The organism is Lysobacter claricitrinus, assembly GCF_045866565.1.
Classification (GTDB): domain Bacteria; phylum Pseudomonadota; class Gammaproteobacteria; order Xanthomonadales; family Xanthomonadaceae; genus Cognatilysobacter; species Cognatilysobacter claricitrinus.
Window position 1 is genome coordinate 641,321 of sequence record NZ_BAAFZV010000001.1, and the last position, 16,787, is coordinate 658,107.

At 68.1% G+C, this 16,787-nt stretch carries 9 protein-coding genes; 2 read left to right on the forward strand and 7 right to left on the reverse strand.

From position 1 onward, the window contains the following. Positions 1-15 precede the first annotated feature (15 nt). The 3 genes from ACKTTN_RS02755 to ACKTTN_RS02765 are packed head-to-tail and all read right to left on the reverse strand — an operon-like array spanning position 16 to position 7,834. Positions 16-654: a sensor histidine kinase gene (locus ACKTTN_RS02755; protein ID WP_407908342.1), complete on the reverse strand. Its 639-nt coding sequence runs from the start codon at positions 652-654 to the stop codon at positions 16-18. After that, positions 651-2,375, reverse strand: coding sequence for a response regulator (locus ACKTTN_RS02760; RefSeq protein ID WP_407908343.1), 1,725 nt, complete (start codon positions 2,373-2,375; stop codon positions 651-653). The genes ACKTTN_RS02755 and ACKTTN_RS02760 overlap by 4 nt, the downstream gene beginning before the upstream one ends. Continuing rightward, positions 2,360-7,834 carry a HAMP domain-containing protein gene (locus ACKTTN_RS02765; RefSeq protein WP_407908344.1) on the reverse strand — a complete coding sequence of 1,825 codons (5,475 nt, stop codon included), beginning with the start codon at positions 7,832-7,834 and terminating at the stop codon, positions 2,360-2,362. The genes ACKTTN_RS02760 and ACKTTN_RS02765 overlap by 16 nt, the downstream gene beginning before the upstream one ends. Positions 7,835-8,071: 237 nt before the next feature. On the opposite strand from ACKTTN_RS02765, the gene ACKTTN_RS02770 reads away from it, so the two are divergent. Continuing rightward, complete coding sequence (locus tag ACKTTN_RS02770) at positions 8,072-11,008, forward strand: bifunctional diguanylate cyclase/phosphodiesterase (RefSeq protein ID WP_407908345.1); 2,937 nt, start codon at positions 8,072-8,074, stop codon at positions 11,006-11,008. A gap of 110 nt (positions 11,009-11,118) precedes the next feature. On the opposite strand, the gene ACKTTN_RS02775 is transcribed toward ACKTTN_RS02770, so the two are convergent. From ACKTTN_RS02775 to ACKTTN_RS02790, 4 genes are all read right to left on the reverse strand, one after another. Next, positions 11,119-12,426 carry an ammonium transporter gene (locus ACKTTN_RS02775; RefSeq protein ID WP_407908346.1) on the reverse strand — a complete coding sequence of 436 codons (1,308 nt, stop codon included), beginning with the start codon at positions 12,424-12,426 and terminating at the stop codon, positions 11,119-11,121. Positions 12,427-12,437: 11 nt separating this feature from the next. Next, positions 12,438-12,902 (reverse strand): GNAT family N-acetyltransferase, encoded by a 465-nt coding sequence (locus tag ACKTTN_RS02780; protein WP_407908347.1) that lies wholly within the window; start codon positions 12,900-12,902, stop codon positions 12,438-12,440. Between the two features lie 123 nt (positions 12,903-13,025). Next, entirely contained in the window at positions 13,026-14,435 is a 1,410-nt protein-coding gene (gene glnA / locus ACKTTN_RS02785) for a type I glutamate--ammonia ligase (protein WP_407908348.1), read from the reverse strand. Between the two features lie 197 nt (positions 14,436-14,632). Continuing rightward, positions 14,633-15,796, reverse strand: coding sequence for a GGDEF domain-containing protein (locus ACKTTN_RS02790; protein ID WP_407908349.1), 1,164 nt, complete (start codon positions 15,794-15,796; stop codon positions 14,633-14,635). Between the two features lie 146 nt (positions 15,797-15,942). Here ACKTTN_RS02790 and ACKTTN_RS02795 point away from each other — a divergent pair, with 146 nt between their 5' ends. Then, a complete protein-coding gene (locus ACKTTN_RS02795) occupies positions 15,943-16,773 on the forward strand; it encodes an undecaprenyl-diphosphate phosphatase (RefSeq protein WP_407908350.1) in 831 nt (276 codons plus the stop codon). Positions 16,774-16,787: the final 14 nt, after the last annotated feature.

The window sequence follows — 16,787 nt, forward strand, 5'->3', positions numbered from 1 at the left end:
TGGCATGTCGCGCCCTCACTCCACCAGCGGAAGCGCGATGCGGAACGCGAGGCCGGGCGCCAGCGAATGCGCGGTCAGCGTGCCGCCGTGCGCGCGCACGATCGCCTCGGCGATGACCAGCCGCAGGCCGAGCCCGAGATCGTTCGGTTCCGGCAGCGGATCGGTGAGCAGCAACGTCGCGTCGTCCGGCGTTTCGCCGGCGTCGCTGACTTCGATCAACGCCTGGCCGCCGTCGCGCCACGCGTGCAGACCGGGTGCGATCGGCGAACGCCACTGCGCGAACGCGAGCAGGCTGCTCAACGCCTGCTGCAGGCGTGATTCGTCGCCGAGCACATGACGGTCGGCGAGTTCCGGCGCGACGTCGCCCGCCGTGGTGCACCCGGCGACCGCGCCGACCGCGAGGTCGAGCAGCATCTGCACGTCGACCGGGCGCATGCGCTGCACCAGGCGGTTTTCCTGCGAACGCACCCAGTCGCCCAGCTCCTCGATCATCCCGGCCATGCGTCGCGACTGGCGCTCGATGGTCTCCGCCAGTTCGACGCGCCGCTCGGCCGGAAGCTCGGGGCGGCGCAGGAGGTACGCGGCGGTCTGCAGCGGGGACAGCGGGCCCTTGAGGTCGTGGACCAGGCGTTCGAACAGGGGACGATCGCTCATGGAACCTTCGCTTCGCGGGCCGGTGATGCGCCGAGGATTCGGCATATGGCCTCGATTTCAGGCGGCTTGACCAGGTGGTGGTCGAAGCCGGCCTCCGCGGTGCGTTGCCGATCCTCGGGCTGTCCCCAGCCCGTCACCGCCACCAGCGTCACCGTCGCGCCTCGCGGCGAGGCCCGCAGACGGCGTGCGACATCGTAGCCGCTGATGCCGGGCATGCCGATGTCCAGGAATACGACGTCGGGTTCGAACGACATCACCGCCTGCTCGGCGGCGTGCGGATCGTAGATGCGCTGCGTGGCGTGGCCGAGCATGTCGAGCATCATCGCCAGGGTGTCGGCGGAGTCGCAGTTGTCGTCGATGACGAGCACGCGACGCGCTTGCACGTACGGTAACGGATCGAGCCGCGTATCGGGCGCGGCGGCGCCGCGGCCGATCGGCAGGCGCACGGTGAACCGGCTGCCGCGGCCAAGCCCTTCGCTGGTGGCGGTGACCGTGCCGTCGTGCATCTCCACCAGGCGGCGCACCAGCGTCAAACCGATGCCGAGCCCGCCGCGCGCGCGTTCGATCGAGGTGTCGACCTGCGCGAACGGCTCGAAGATCGCGTCGACCTGGTCCGGCGCGAGGCCGATGCCGCCGTCGCTGACATGCACGAGCACGTCGTCGCCATCGCGCTCGCAGTCGACGAGGATCGGCTGCGTCGCGTCGGAATACTTCGCGGCGTTGCTGATCAGGTTGGCGAACACCTGCGACAGGCGCGCGGGATCGGCGTCCAATGCGACTTCCACCGGCGGCACGTGCAGCTCGAGGCTGTGGCCCGTCGCCTGCAGTACCGGCGCGATGCTTTCGACCGCGGCGTGCAGCACCGCATCGATGGTGGTCGTGGCGCTGCGCAGCACGAGCTTGTCCTGGCTGATGCGCGCCACGTCGAGCAGGTCGTCGATCAGGCGCACCAGCAGGCCGAGCTGGCGGTCCATCGCCTCGTGCAGCGACGCCCCGGCCTTGCCGCCGAGCTTCATCACGTTCACCGCATTGGCCAGCGATGCCAGCGGGTTGCGCAACTCATGCGCGAGCGTGGCGAGGAACTGGTCCTTGCGACGGTCGTGCTCCAGAAGCCGCGCCTGCGCGCGTTCGCGTTCGGCGATCTGCGCCTGCAGTTCGATGTTGCGCTGCGCGAGCGCGACGTTGGCGGTGCGCAGCGATTCGTTGAGCGCTTCGAGCTCACGCGCCTTCTCGACGCGCAGGTCCTCGTTCGCGCGCGCCAGGCTTTCGTTCGCGCTCTGCAGCTCGCGACGCTTGCGATACAGCTCGACCAGCACGCTGACCTTGCTGCGCATGATCTCCGGGATCACCGGCACCATGACGTAGTCGACCGCGCCGAGCTTGTAGCCGCGCAGGCGATCGAGGTCGGACACGTTGACCGCGGTGACGAAGATGATCGGCGTCTTTTCGTAGCGCGGATGCTGGTGGATCAGGCTCGCCGTCTCGAAGCCGTCCATGCCCGGCATGTTGACGTCGAGGAGGATCAACGCGCACTCGTTCTCCATCAGCATGCCGAGCGCTTCCTCGCCCGAACGCGCTTCGATCAGGTTTTCGCCGAGCGGCTCCAGGATGGCGCGATACGACAGCAGGCGTCCCGGCTGGTCGTCGACCAGCAGGATCGTCGCGGGCGATGTCGCCGGCGACTGCGCGCCGTTGTTCGCGGCAGTCAACGATGCAGCCACTGACGAAGTACTCCCAACAACTGATCGGTGACGACGGGCTTGGCGAGGTAGTCGGACGCGCCGGCCTCGAGGCATTTCTCGCGGTCGCCCTTCATCGCCTTGGCGGTGAGCGCGACGATCGGGATGGCACGCGCTTCAGGGTCGCTGCGGATCGCGCGCATGGTGTCATAGCCGTCCATGCCCGGCATCATGATGTCCATCAGCACGATGTCGATGTCGCGATCGCTGGTGACCTTTTCGACCGCCTCGCGCCCGTTGTTCGCGGTGAGCACTTCCATGCCGTGGCGTTCGAGCACGATCGACAGCGCGAAGATGTTGCGCATGTCGTCGTCGACGACCAGCACGCGCTTGTTCTGCAGCACCTCGTCGGACTCGGTGAGGCGGCGCACCATCTTCTGCTTGTGCTCGGGCAGGTTGGCGATCACCCGGTGCAGCAGCAGCGAAGTCTCGTCGAGCAAGCGCTCCGGCGACTCCACGCCCTTGATCACCACGCTCTTGGCGACGCGCTTGAGGCGCGCGTCCTCGGTGCGCGAGAGATCCTTGCCGGTGAACACGACCACGGGGATCTCGCGCAGCGCGTCGTCCTGGTGCAGGCGGTCGAGCAGGTCGAAGCCGCTCATGTCCGGCAGGCGCAGGTCGAGCACGATGCATTCGATGCCGCCGGACTGCAGCGCCGCGATCGCATCCTCGCCGGTACCGACGCTGATGATCTCGATGTCGTCGTGGCGGATCAGTTCCTCGATCGACATGCGCTCGCCGGCGTCGTCCTCCACCACCAGAAGCTTCTTGACGCGCGGCTTGGCGAAATCGCGCATGCGTTCGAGCGCCGCGCCGATCAGGTCGGGACTCGACGGCTTGGCCACGTAGCTGAAGGCGCCGCGTTCCAGCGAGTGGTGGCGATCTTCCTCGACCGTGACGATCTGCACCGGGATGTGGCGCGTGGATGCGTCCTGCTTGAGTCGCGCGAGCACCGTCCAGCCGAGCATGTCGGGCAGGAAGATGTCGAGCGACACCGCGCTCGGCGAGTACTCGCGCACCAGGCGCAGCGCTTCCGCGCCGCGATTGGTGACCAGCACGTTGAAGCCACGCGAACGTGCGAGGTCGCGCATCACCGCGGCGTAGCGCGGGTCGTCCTCGACGACCAGCAACGTCGGCCATTCGGGATCGAGATGCTCGCGGTCGTCCTCGATGCTTTCCGGCACCGGCGACGCCGGCTCGAGTTCCGGCGGCGCGATGCTGGCAGGCAACGTGATCGCGGGACGCGCGGCACGCGCGGCAGTGGCGGCTTCCGCGTCCGACTGCGCGTAGCGCAGCGGCAGGTACAGGGTGAACGTCGAACCCTTGCCCGGCTGGCTGGACAGCGTGAGTTCGCCACCGAGCAGGCCGGCGATTTCACGCGAGATCGCAAGACCGAGGCCGGTACCACCGTACTTGCGCGACGTACCCGCGTCGGCCTGCTGGAACGCTTCGAACACGATGCGCTGCTTGTCGGCGGAAATGCCGATGCCGGTGTCGGTGACGTCGAACGCGACCACGATCGGCGTCGAATCGAGCACCGCATGCCCGGGCGACCAGCCGCTGTGTGCGCGACGCGCGGCCATGCGCACGCTGCCGACCTCGGTGAACTTCATCGCGTTGGACAGCAGGTTCTTGAGGATCTGCTGCAGGCGCTTGGGGTCGGTGGTGAGCGAGCGGCCGAGCTCCGACGCGAAGTCGACCGAGAAGTCGAGGCCGCGACGTTCCGCTTCGTGGCGGAAACCACGCTCCATGTTCTCGCGCAGGTGCGAGAAGTTGATGTCTTCCGTCTCGATCGTGACCGTGCCGGACTCGATCTTCGACAGATCGAGGATGTCCGAGATCAGGTGCAGCAGATCGGTGCCCGCCGCGTGGATGGTCTTCGCGAATTCGACCTGCCGGCCGCTGAGGTTGCTTTCCGGGTTCTCGGCCAGCTGCTGGCCGAGGATCAGGATCGAGTTCAGCGGCGTGCGCAACTCGTGCGACATGTTCGCGAGGAACTCGGACTTGTAGCGCGAGGTGAGCGCCAGCTCGGCGGCCTTGTCTTCCAGCGCGCGGCGCGCCTGTTCGATCTGGTTGTTCTTGGTCTCGACCTCGGCCTTCTGCTCGGCGAGCAGCGCGGCCTTGAGTGCGATCTCCTCGTTGGTCTGCTGCAGCTCCTTCTGCTGCGACTGCAGTTCCGCCGCCAGCTGCTGCGACTGCTGCAGCAGGTGCTCGGTACGCATGTTCGCTTCGATGGTGTTGAGCACGGTGCCGATCGAGCGGCTGAGCTGCTCGAGGAACGTGCGGTGCACGTCGTTGAAATCGTGCACCGACGCGAGTTCGATGACCGCCTTGACCTCGTCCTCGAACAGCACCGGCAGCACGATCACGTTGCGCGGCGATGCACTGAGCAGGCCCGACCGGATCTGCATCAGTTCACCGGGGATGTCGCGCACCAGGATCGTGCGGCCTTCCGCGGCGCACTGCCCGATCAGGCCATCGCCGACGCGCAACGTGTGGTTGATCGCCTGCATCGGCGCGTCGGCATAACCGGCGAGCTGGCGCAGCTGGCGGTCGTTGCCGTCTTCATCGGCTTCGACCACGTAGATCAGGCCCTGCTGCGCATCCACCAGCGGCGCGAGTTCGCCGAGCAGCTGGCTGCCGAGCGTCGCGAGGTCGCGCTGGCCCTGCATCATCGCGTGGAACTGCGCGAGGTTGGTCTTCAGCCAGTCCTGCTCGCGGTTCGACTCGGTGGTCGCGCGCAACGTCGAAATCATCACGTTGATGTTGTCGCGCAGGTCGGCGACTTCGCCGCGCGCATCGACGGTCACCGAACGCGTGAGGTCGTTCTGCGTCACCGCCGTCGCCACTTCCGCGATCGCGCGCACCTGCGTGGTGAGGTTGTCGGCGAGCTGGTTGACGTTGGCGGTGAGGTCCTTCCACACGCCGGCCGTACCCGGCACGTTCGCCTGGCCGCCCAGTCGTCCTTCGATACCGACTTCGCGCGCCACCGTCGACACCTGGTCGGCGAAGATCGCGAGCGTGTCGGTCATCGAGTTGATGGTGTCGGCGAGCTCGGCAATTTCGCCCTTCGCTTCGACCGTCAGCTTCTGGCGCAGGTCGCCGTTCGCGACCGCGGTCACCACCTTCGCGATGCCGCGCACCTGCGTGGTGAGGTTGGCCGCCATCCAGTTGACGTTGTCGGTAAGGTCCTTCCACGTACCCGCGACGCCCGGCACGGATGCCTGGCCACCGAGCTTGCCTTCGGTACCGACCTCGCGCGCCACGCGCGTCACTTCCGCGGCGAAGCCGTTGAGCTGGTCCACCATCACGTTGAGCGTGTTCTTCAGCTGCAGGATCTCGCCCTGCGCGTCGACGGCGATCTTCTTGGAGAGGTCGCCTCGCGCCACCGCGGTCGCCACTTCGGCGATGTTTCGCACCTGCGTGGTGAGGTTGGACGCCATAGAGTTGACGTTGTCGGTGAGGTCCTTCCACGTACCCGCGACGCCCGGCACCTGCGCTTGGCCGCCGAGCTTGCCTTCCGCACCGACCTCGCGCGCCACGCGCGTGACTTCGGCCGCGAAGCCATTGAGCTGGTCGACCATCGTGTTGATGGTGACCTTGAGCTCGAGGATCTCGCCCTTCACGTCGACCGCGATCTTGCGCGACAGGTCGCCTCGCGCCACCGCGGTGGTCACCTCGGCGATGTTTCGCACCTGCGCGGTGAGGTTGGACGCCATCGAGTTGACCGAGTCGGTCAAATCCTTCCACGTGCCCGCGACGCCCGGCACCTGCGCCTGGCCGCCCAGGCGGCCTTCGGTGCCGACCTCTCGTGCCACGCGCGTGACTTCCGCCGCGAAGCCGTTGAGCTGGTCGACCATCGTGTTGATGGTGTCTTTCAGCTCACGGATTTCGCCGCGCACGTCGACCGTGATCTTGCGCGACAGGTCACCTCGCGCCACGGCCGTGGTCACCTCCGCGATGTTTCGCACCTGCGACGTCAGGTTGGACGCCATCGCGTTCACCGACTCGGTGAGATCGCCCCAGGTACCCGCGACGCCCGGCACGACCGCCTGGCCGCCGAGTCGTCCTTCGGTACCGACTTCGCGCGCCACGCGCGTCACTTCCGCCGCGAAGCCGTTGAGCTGATCGACCATCGTGTTGATGGTTTCCTTCAGCTGCAGGATCTCGCCGCGCACGTCCACGGTGATCTTGCGGCTGAGATCGCCCTTCGCCACCGCGGTGGTCACGTCGGCGATGTTGCGCACCTGCAGCGTCAGGTTCGACGCCATCAGGTTCACGTTGTCGGTCAAATCCTTCCACGTACCGGCGACGCCCGGCACGTCGGCCTGGCCGCCGAGCTTGCCTTCGGTACCGACTTCGCGCGCCACGCGCGTGACTTCCGCCGCGAAGCCGTTGAGCTGGTCGACCATCGTGTTGATGGTGTCTTTCAGTTCGCGGATTTCGCCGCGCACGTCGACCGTGATCTTGCGCGAGAGGTCCCCCTTCGCGACCGCGGTGGTCACTTCCGCGATGTTTCGCACCTGACTGGTCAGGTTCGACGCCATCGCGTTGACCGAGTCGGTCAGGTCCTTCCACGTACCGGCGACGCCCGGCACGATCGCCTGGCCGCCGAGCTTGCCTTCCGTACCGACCTCGCGCGCCACGCGCGTCACTTCCGATGCGAAGCCGCGCAGCTGGTCGACCATCGTGTTGATGGCTTCCTTCAGCTGCAGGATTTCGCCGCGCACGTCGACCGTGATCTTGCGCGAGAGGTCGCCGTTCGCCACGGCGATCGTCACCTCGGCGATGTTTCGCACCTGCGCGGTGAGGTTCGACGCCATCTGGTTGACCGAGTCGGTCAGGTCCTTCCAGACGCCCGACACGCCCTTGACCTGCGCCTGGCCGCCGAGCAGGCCGGCGGTGCCGACCTCCAGCGCCACGCGCGTGACCTCGGACGAGAACTCGCCCATCTGCTCGATCATCCGGTTGACGATCGTCGCCGAGCGCAGGAACTCGCCCTCCAGCGGACGGCCGCCGGCCTCGAGCGGCACGAAGCGCGTCAGGTCGCCCTTCGACACGCCGGCGATGGCCTCGGTGATCGTTTCGACCGGGCGAACAAGGTCGTCGATCAGCTCGTTGACCGAGCGCTCCATCTGCGCCCACTGGCCGCGACGCGACGCCGGCGCGACGCGCTGGCGGGTCTGGCCGCTGCGGCCGACGGTCTGGCCCACGCGCGAAAGCTCGTCGGCGAGCAGGCGGTTCTGGCCGACGATCTCGTTGAACGCCGCGGCGAGGCGGCCCTCGATGCCGTCCCAGTGGCCGGGCAGGCGGACGTCGAAATTGCCTTCGCCGACCGCCGACATCGCGGCTAGAAGCGCCTGCAGGGGGTCGTCGAACGTGGGGGTGCGGGGCGCGGTCTTGGCGGCGGAACGGGAACGCCGCGCGGTGGCTTCGGTCACTTTGAATCTCGAGGGCGCCCATCCCCATGGGCGGGGTGTGACGAGAATAGAGGCGCTCGTGTCGACGTACCGTTCACACGATTCGCCGTATCGGCGGCGTTAATCAGCGCCATCGCGCGCGCTCGTTTCGCGGATACAGGCAAGCCAGCGATGTGATCGCGTTCCCGTCAGCGGTGCGCAAGCGGCATGGTGATTGCATGAACCGGTTCACAGGGCCGCCGCCCGGAACCGCCAGCCATGCCCAACGCCCAACCCCTCTGGTCCTACGAAGGCGCTTTCCATGACGCCGCGGGTGGGCTCGCGCTGATCGGCCTCGATGGCCGCTGGCTGGCGATGAACGACGCCGCCTGCGACCTGCTCGGCCGCCCGCGCGGACGCCTCGAAGGCCGGTCGGTCATGGGCGCCTGCGAACCGGAGGACGCGGTCGCGCTGATGCGGGAGATCGAGTCGGTGGTCGCCGACGGCGCGCGCGCATTCGACCTCGACGTGCGCGTACCACGGCTCGACGGCAGCCACAGCTGGCTGCGGCTCGCGGCCTCGGCGATTCCCGATGCGAACGGCGCACCCGCCTACCTCGCCGCGCTGGTGCACGACGTCACCGAGCAGCGCCGCGCGCGCGCCGAACGCGACGCCTTCTTCGACCTCTGCCCCGACCCGCTCGCCATCGCGACGCAGGCCGGCACCATCGTCCGCGTCAACCGCGCATGGCAGGTTGCACTCGGCTGGTCGAGCGAGGACATGCGCGCGCAGCCGTACATCGACTTCGTACACCCGGACGATCGCGAACGCACCCTCGCCGAAGCCGAACGCACGTATGCCGGCAATCCGACGCCGCGGTTCCGCAATCGCTACCGGGTGAAGTCGGGCGGGCATCGCTGGCTGGAATGGCATTCCCGCGTCGGCGACGACGGCCGCACCTACGCGATCGCGCGCGACGTCACCGAACAGCAGCAGGCGATGATCATCTTCGAAGCGGAGATGCAGCGTCGCCGCCAGCGCCTCGAGGAGGCCGAGCAACGCCTCGACGTGCACGTCAACAACACGCCGCTGGCCGTCGTCGAGTTCGACGCGCGCCTGCGCGTGCGTCGCTGGTCGTCTCGCGCGGAAGCGCTGTTCGGCTGGGCCGAGGAAGAAGTGATCGGCGACCGTCCCGACCAGTGGCATTTCATCCACGAGGACGACGCGGACGGCGTGGCCACCGCGATGCTCTCGCTGGTCACCGGCGAAGCGCCGAGCCAGGTCATCCACTACCGCAACTACACGCGCGATGGCCGCGTGGTGCACTGCGAATGGTTCATGTCGGCGGTGTTCGACGACGCCGGGCACCTGCTGTCGATGCTCGCGTTCGCACAGGACGTCACCGCGCGCGTGCAGGCCGAAGCGGAAGCCACCGAGCGCGAGGCGCTGTTCCGCGCGACGTTCGAGCAGGCGCCGGTCGGCATCGCGCATGTCGGCCTCGACGGCCGCTGGCTGCGGGTGAACCGCACGCTCTGCGAGTTCCTCGGGCATCCGGTCGACGCGCTGGTCGCGCTGTCGTTCCAGCAGATCACCCATCCGGACGATCTCGACGGCGACCTCGCGCTCGTGGAGAAACTGCTGGACGGCCGCATCGAGCGCTACGAGATGCGCAAGCGCTACCTGCATCGAAACGGCGACGTGCTGTGGGCGCACCTCACCGTCTCGCTGCGCCGCGACGACGCGGGGCGCCCGCTCCACTTCATCTCGATCATCGAAGACATCCGCGCGACGGTGGAAGCCGAGCAGGCGATCCGCGGCGCGCGCGACGACCTCGAAATGCGCGTGGTCGAACGCACGCGCGAACTGGAAAGCGCGAACCGCACGCTGGCGGTCGAGGTGGAACAACGCCGCGAGGTCGAAAGCGCGTTGCGCGAGAGCGAGCTGCGCATCCGCACCATCCTGGAGAACTCCCACGATGCGTTCATCGCCTGCGAGGACGACGGCCGCATCGCCGAATGGAATCGCGCCGCGGAAGCGGTGTTCGGCTGGCGTCGCAGCGAAGTCATCGGTCGCTCCCTGGGCGAGTTGATCGTGCCGCCGGGGTATCGCCATGCGCACGACAGCGGCATGGCGCGTTTCCTCGCCGGCGGCGAGTCGCGCGTGCTCGACAAGCGCGTGCAGCTTCCCGCGCGGCATCGCAACGGCCACGAGTTCCCGGTCGAATTCACCATCTCGCAGGTACGCCTGGGCCGGCGCCGCATGTTCACCGCGTTCCTGCACGATATCTCCGAGCGCGTGGCGGCCGAACAGCAGCTGCGCGAGAGCGAATCGCGCCTGCGCACGATCACCGACAACGTGCCCGCGATGATCGCGTACGTCGGCCCCGACCTTCGCTTCCGCTTTGCTAATGGCGCCTACGGCGACTGGTTCGGACGCAGCGGCGCCGACATCGCCGGCCTGCACATGCGCGACCTGCTGGCAGACGACATGCGCATCGTCGCGCCGTATATCGAACGCGTTCTCGCCGGCGAACAGGTCAGCTTCGACCGCGTCCGCGTGGATGCAGCGGGCGGCGAGGTCCACGCGACTGTCACCTACATCCCTGACGCGGTTTCATCCGTCGACGGCACGCGCGGTTTCTTCGTCGCCGCGCACGACGTGAGCGCGCACAAGCGCCTCGCGCAGGTACTGGAACACCGCGCGCTCAGCGACGAGCTCACCGGCCTGCCCAACCGCGCGGCGTGGACGCGCGCGCTCGACGACGCGTCGCAACGTGCAACGCGCGAATCACTCGGCACCGCGGTGATGTTCCTCGACCTCGACGGCTTCAAGTCGGTCAACGACAGCTACGGCCACGAGGTCGGCGATGCGGTGCTGCGCGAGGTCGCCGACCGGCTGCGCCGCTGCGCGGGTGAGCGCGACGTGGCGGCGCGGCTGTCCGGCGACGAATTCGTCGTGCTGCTGCAGTCGCCGCACGACGTCGCCGATTCGGCCGAACGCGTCGCACGATCGATCGCGGTGGCGATGCAGCCGCCGTTCGAGATCGGCCCGCTGCGCCTGTCGATGTCGGGCAGCATCGGCATCGCTGTGCAACGCGATGGCCGCCTCGACGGTGCGCGCCTCATGCGCGAGGCGGACGAAGCCATGTACGTCGCCAAGCGCACCGACAACGGCATGCCGTATCGCGTCGTCGAGTTCGAAGGCACGTCGGGCTGAGTCGCGCGGACGCGACACCGCGCCCGAAGGCCGCTGCGCGTTTTTGAAGTCTCCGCGGCGGTCGAGCCGGTACGTCGCGCGTAGGCGTAGGTCGGACGCCGGCGAAAGCGTCACGGCGCGTAGGCGGACTCGCCGTGCGACGTGATGTCGAGGCCTTCGCGTTCGGAATCGATGTCCACGCGCAGACCGACGACGCGCGCAACGATCGCAAGCGACAGCCATGCGACGACGCCCGAAAGCGCCAGCGTCATCGCGACGCCAACGGCCTGCACGCCGAATTGACGCAACCACGGGATGTCGGCGCCGAGCGTTCCGCCGAATCGAGGCAGGCTCAACACACCGGTCAGCAGTGCGCCGACGATGCCGCACACGCCATGGATGCCGAACACGTCGAGCGTGTCATCGGTGCGCAGGCGATGCTTGAGCGCACCGACGCCCCAGAACCCCGCAAGCCCGCCACATGCGCCGATGACGAGAGCGCCACCGACGCCGACCGTGCCGCAGGCGGGCGTCACCGCGACCAGTCCCGCGACCAGGCCGGAAGCACCGCCCAGCATCGACGCGTAACCGCGGCGCGCCGCCTCGATCGCGCTCCATGCGAGTACGCCGGCCGCACCGGCGACCAGCGTGTTGAGGAATGCGAGCGCGGCGGTGCCGTTGGCTTCCAGCGCCGAGCCCGCGTTGAAGCCGAACCAGCCGACCCACAACAACGATGCGCCGGCGAGCGTCAGCGGTAACGAATGCGGCGAAAGGCGCTCGCGCCCGAAGCCGACGCGCGGCCCGAGCCTGCGCGCCGCCACGAGGCCTGCGATGCCCGCATTGATGTGCACCACCGTACCGCCGGCGAAATCCAGCGCGCCGTGCGTGAACAGCCAACCGTTCGACGCCCACACCATGTGGGCCAGCGGGAGGTAGGCGAACGTGAACCAGAGCACGGTGAACAGCAGGACGGCGCGCAGCCGTGCACGTTCCGCGATCGCGCCGACCACCAGCGCGCAGCTGATGGCTGCGAACGCGCCCTGGAAGGCGACGTATGCGAATTCCGGGATGGCAACGCCCGCAGTGAAGGTCGGCACCGCCGACATCGGTCCGACACCGCGTAGAAACGCCTTGCCGAGGCCGCCGACCACCGCGCCGCCGCCGTCGAATGCCAGCGAATAGCCGTACGCGACCCACAGCACGAGCGCCATCGCCGCGACAACGAGTACCTGCACGAGCACCGACAGGATGTTCTTCGCCCGCACCAGCCCGCCGTAGAACAGCGCGAGCCCGGGCACGATCATCAGCACGACGAGCAGCGTCGACACCAGCATCCATGCGGTATCGCCCTTGTCGACGGTGACCGGCGCGGCGCCGGCAGCCGACGGCAGCAACGCCGCGAACACCATGGACGAGCGAATGCGGCGGGCGATGCGCATGCGGGCTCCGGTCAGGCGGGTGCGAGTTCGAGCGTCATGAAGGTGCTGTGCGGGTCGTCGACGTAGGACGCGAACGGCGCGCAGTCGACGAAGCCGGTACGGCGGTAGAGCGTGTGTGCCGCGACGAACCCGGGCGCCGTGCCCGTTTCGAGGCTGACACGCGCGCAGCCGCGACGTCGCGCCTCGTCGAGCGCGACGCGCAGCAATGCGGACGCAACGCCGCGTCGCAGGTGGTTTGGTGCGGTGCGCATCGACTTCAGTTCGGCGTGGTTCGCGTCGAGGAATTTCAGTGCGGCGCAGCCCATCACCTCATCGCCGTCCCAGGCCGACCAGAACATGACGTCGGGCGACTTCAGCCGGCCGACGTCGAGCGCGTGCATCGATTCGGCGGGGCTGAGTTGCGCGAGTGCGCCGAGATGGTCGCGCAACAGCGCGATGACGGCGGGGTGGTCGAGGTGGTCGGTGCGGATATCCATCGCGTCGATCCCGGCGTTCTTCGTTGTAGCCCTGCAAACCGACCGCACAAACGACACGGCCCGGAGTTCATCACTCCGGGCCGCGGTCGTCAGATCATGTCGGCATCGGGCTCGTGAGCGACATCAGATCGTGTAGTACATCTGGTACTCGAGGGGATGCGTCGCCGCGCGGAACGCGGTGACTTCCTTCATCTTCAAACCGATGTAGGCGTCGATGAAGTCGTCGGTGAACACACCGCCGGCCTTGAGGAAGTCGCGATCCTTGTCGAGGGCGTCCAGCGCCTGGTCGAGCGAATGGCAGACGGTGGGGATGTTCTTCTCTTCTTCCGGCGGCAAGTCGTACAGATCCTTGTCCGACGGCGCGCCCGGATCGATCTGGTTCTTGATGCCGTCCAGGCCCGCCATCATCAGCGCGGCGAAGGTGAGGTAGCCGGAGTTCATCGGATCGGGGAAGCGGATCTCGATGCGGCGCGCCTTTGGGTTGGCGACGTACGGAATGCGGCACGATGCGGAGCGGTTGCTCGCCGAGTACGCCAGCATCACCGGCGCCTCGTAGCCCGGCACCAGGCGCTTGTACGAATTGGTCGTCGAGTTCGCGAACGCGTTGATCGCACGCGCGTGCTTGAAGATGCCGCCGATGTACCACAGCGCCATCTGCGACAGGCCGCCGTAGCCGTCACCGCTGAACAGGTTGGTGCCGCCCTTGGCCAGCGACTGGTGCACATGCATGCCCGAGCCGTTGTCGCCCACCAGCGGCTTCGGCATGAACGTCGCGGTCTTGCCGTTGCGATGCGCGACGTTCTTGACGACGTACTTCATCGTCGTGAGCTCGTCGGCCTTGCGCACCAGCGTGTTGAACTTGACGCCGATCTCGCACTGGCCCGCGTTCGCGACTTCGTGGTGGTGCACTTCGACTTCCTGGCCGACCGCGGCCAGCGTCTTGCACATCTCGGCGCGCAGGTCGTGCAGCGAGTCGAGCGGGCCGACCGGGAAGTAGCCGCCTTTCACCATCGGGCGGTAACCGGTGTTGCCGCCAGCGTATTCGGTCGCCGAGTTCCAATGCGCTTCTTCAGAATCGACGTGGAAGAAGGTGTGACCCATCTCGTTCGCGAAGCGGACCGAGTCGAAGATGAAGAACTCGGGCTCCGGTCCGAAGAAGGCGGTGTCGGCCACGCCCGACGACTTCAGGAACGCCTCGGCGCGCTTGGCGATGCCGCGCGGGTCGCGCGAGTAGCCCTGCATCGTGGTCGGATCGAGGATGTCGCAGATCAGCACCAGCGTCGGGTCCGCGGTGAACGGGTCGAGGAACGCGGTGGACGGATCGGGCAGCAGCACCATGTCGGACTGCTGGATGCCGCGCCAGCCGACGATCGACGAGCCGTCGAACATCTTGCCGTCCTCGAACAGGCCGGGTTCGATGATCGACGCCGGGAACGTCACGTGGTGCTGCACACCGCGCATGTCGGTGAAACGCAGGTCGACGAATTCGACCTTGTGGTCGCGGATGAGCTTTTCGACGTTCTCGAGGGACATGGCGGCTCCGAGGGAGGGCAAGGGGCGCGGCGCGGAATTGCGCTGACGTGGCCTTCACAGCAAGGACGATGCCAACGGCCGCTCGGGCGCAAGTCGTTGATGCGCAAAGGCGGCACGGCGATGTCCCGCGTGCAAGCGCTTCATGGAGGTGCAGCGGCATTGCCGATCGCACCGTCATGGTGCGACGGCGCAGGCGCTCAGGCCGTGTCGAGCGCCATGCGGTCGCGCCCTTCGTGCTTGGCGCGATACAGCGCGCGGTCGGCGCGTGCCAGCAACGCGTCCGCGTCCTCGCCCGGCCGATGCTCGGCGATGCCGGCGGACAGGGTGACGCGACGACCCGGGTGCGCATTCCCGGCGACGGCTTCGCGGATGCGCGCAAGCGCGGCCATGCCGGCGTCGGTCGCGCCCGGCATCACCAGCAGGAATTCCTCGCCGCCCCAGCGCCCGAGCACGTCGGTCGCGCGCAGCTGTTCGCGACCGAGGCGCGCGACGTTGCGCAGCACCGCATCACCGGCCGCGTGGCCGAGCTCGTCGTTGACCGACTTGAAGTGGTCGATGTCGAGGATGGCGGCGCAGAACGGCGCGACGCCGCGGTCGGACATCGCGATGCTGCGTTCGAGCAGCGCCTGCATCGAACGACGGTTGGGCAGGCCGGTGAGTTCGTCGCTGACCGCCAGTCGCTCCACCTGCTCGAGCGCGCTGGCGAGCGCCGACCGCTGGTCGCGCAACTTCTGCCGAAGGCCCGAGAGCCGCGCGGCGATCACCGCGAGCGCGGGCAGCACCACGAGGATCATCACGACGTTGTTGATGTCGACGCGGAACGGCTCGACCGCGTCTTCCGGCGTCGCCCATTGCGGATACGCCACGCGCAGTGCCACCGCCGCGACCAGGCTGGCCACCGCGAGCGCGGTGAGTACGGCGATCTGTCGCCAGCGCAGCGCGAACGCCCCGAACGCGAAGATCACCATCAGCGGAAACAGCGCGGAGGTGCGCATCGGTCCGCAGATCACGTAACCCCAGTTCACCGCGATCACGCCCATCCCGAGCTGCCAGAAGGACAACGACGGATCGCGCAGGCGTTCGCTCCAGCCACTTCGAAGCGCGATGTAACTCGTGACCTGCACGGCGACGACGAAGCCCAGCCAGGCGCGCAGCGTGGACACCCGCATCCAGCCTTGACCGATGCCGGCCGCGAGGACGATCGCGGTGCCGCCGTACACGAGCGTCGCGATCAGCCATTGCACCAGCCGCAACCGGCGACGTGGCTCGCGGCTGGCGACCGCGTTGAACAGTCGACGTCGTGCGGACGCCTCATCGCGCGGGCGGGCGGCATCGTTCACGGTGGTGGCGGTGGTCTGCATCCCACGGAACGGTATCGGCGGTCGCAGCACGAACTGGTGCAGACGGGCCGCGCCGGGTGGAGCCGGTTCATGTCGACCGCCGCCGCCAGCTGACGTTGCGCAGGGCGGCCCGTACCATCGCGGGCTCATCCCCGATGGCGATCGCGATGCCCGACTTCCTGCAAGCCCTGCTGCTCGGCGTGATCGAGGGCGTGACCGAATTCCTGCCGATCTCCAGCACCGGCCACCTGCTGATCGCCGAACGCTGGCTCGGGCATCGCTCCGACCTGTTCAACATCGCGATCCAGGCCGGCGCGATCCTCGCGGTCGTCGCGATCTACCGCGAGCGGCTGTGGCAGCTGGCGATGTCGTTCCTCGGCCGCGGCAATCCGGATGTCGACGGCCAGCCCGCGCGCGATTACGCGATCAAGCTCGGCGCCGCGTTCGCGGTGACCGCGGTGCTCGGCCTCGTGGTCAAGAAGCTCGGTTTCGAATTGCCGGACGAGGTCCGGCCCGTCGCATGGGCGCTGGTGATCGGCGCGGTGTGGATGGTCGTCGCCGAAATCTTCGCGGCGCGGCGCGCGCGTGCCATCGGCGAGCGCCGCACGATCACATGGACGGTCGCGCTCCTGGTCGGCATCGCGCAGGTTGTGGCCGGGGTGTTTCCCGGAACGTCGCGCTCGGCGGCGACGATCTTCGTCGCGCTGCTCGCCGGCACCACCTCGCGCGCGGCAGCGACCGAGTTCGCCTTCCTCGTCGGCATCCCCACCATGTTCGCGGCGACCGGTTACGAGCTGTTGCACGTGCTCAAGGACGGCGGCGGCGCCGGGGAAGACTGGAGCGCGCTGGCGATCGCGTTCGTCGTATCGGCGATCACCGCGTTCGTGTCGGTGAAGTGGTTGCTGCGCTACATCCAGACGCACCGTTTCACCGCGTTCGCGATCTATCGCGTCGCACTCGGCATCGCGCTGCTGGCACTGGTGCCAACGGGTAACTGATCGCTCGGACGGAA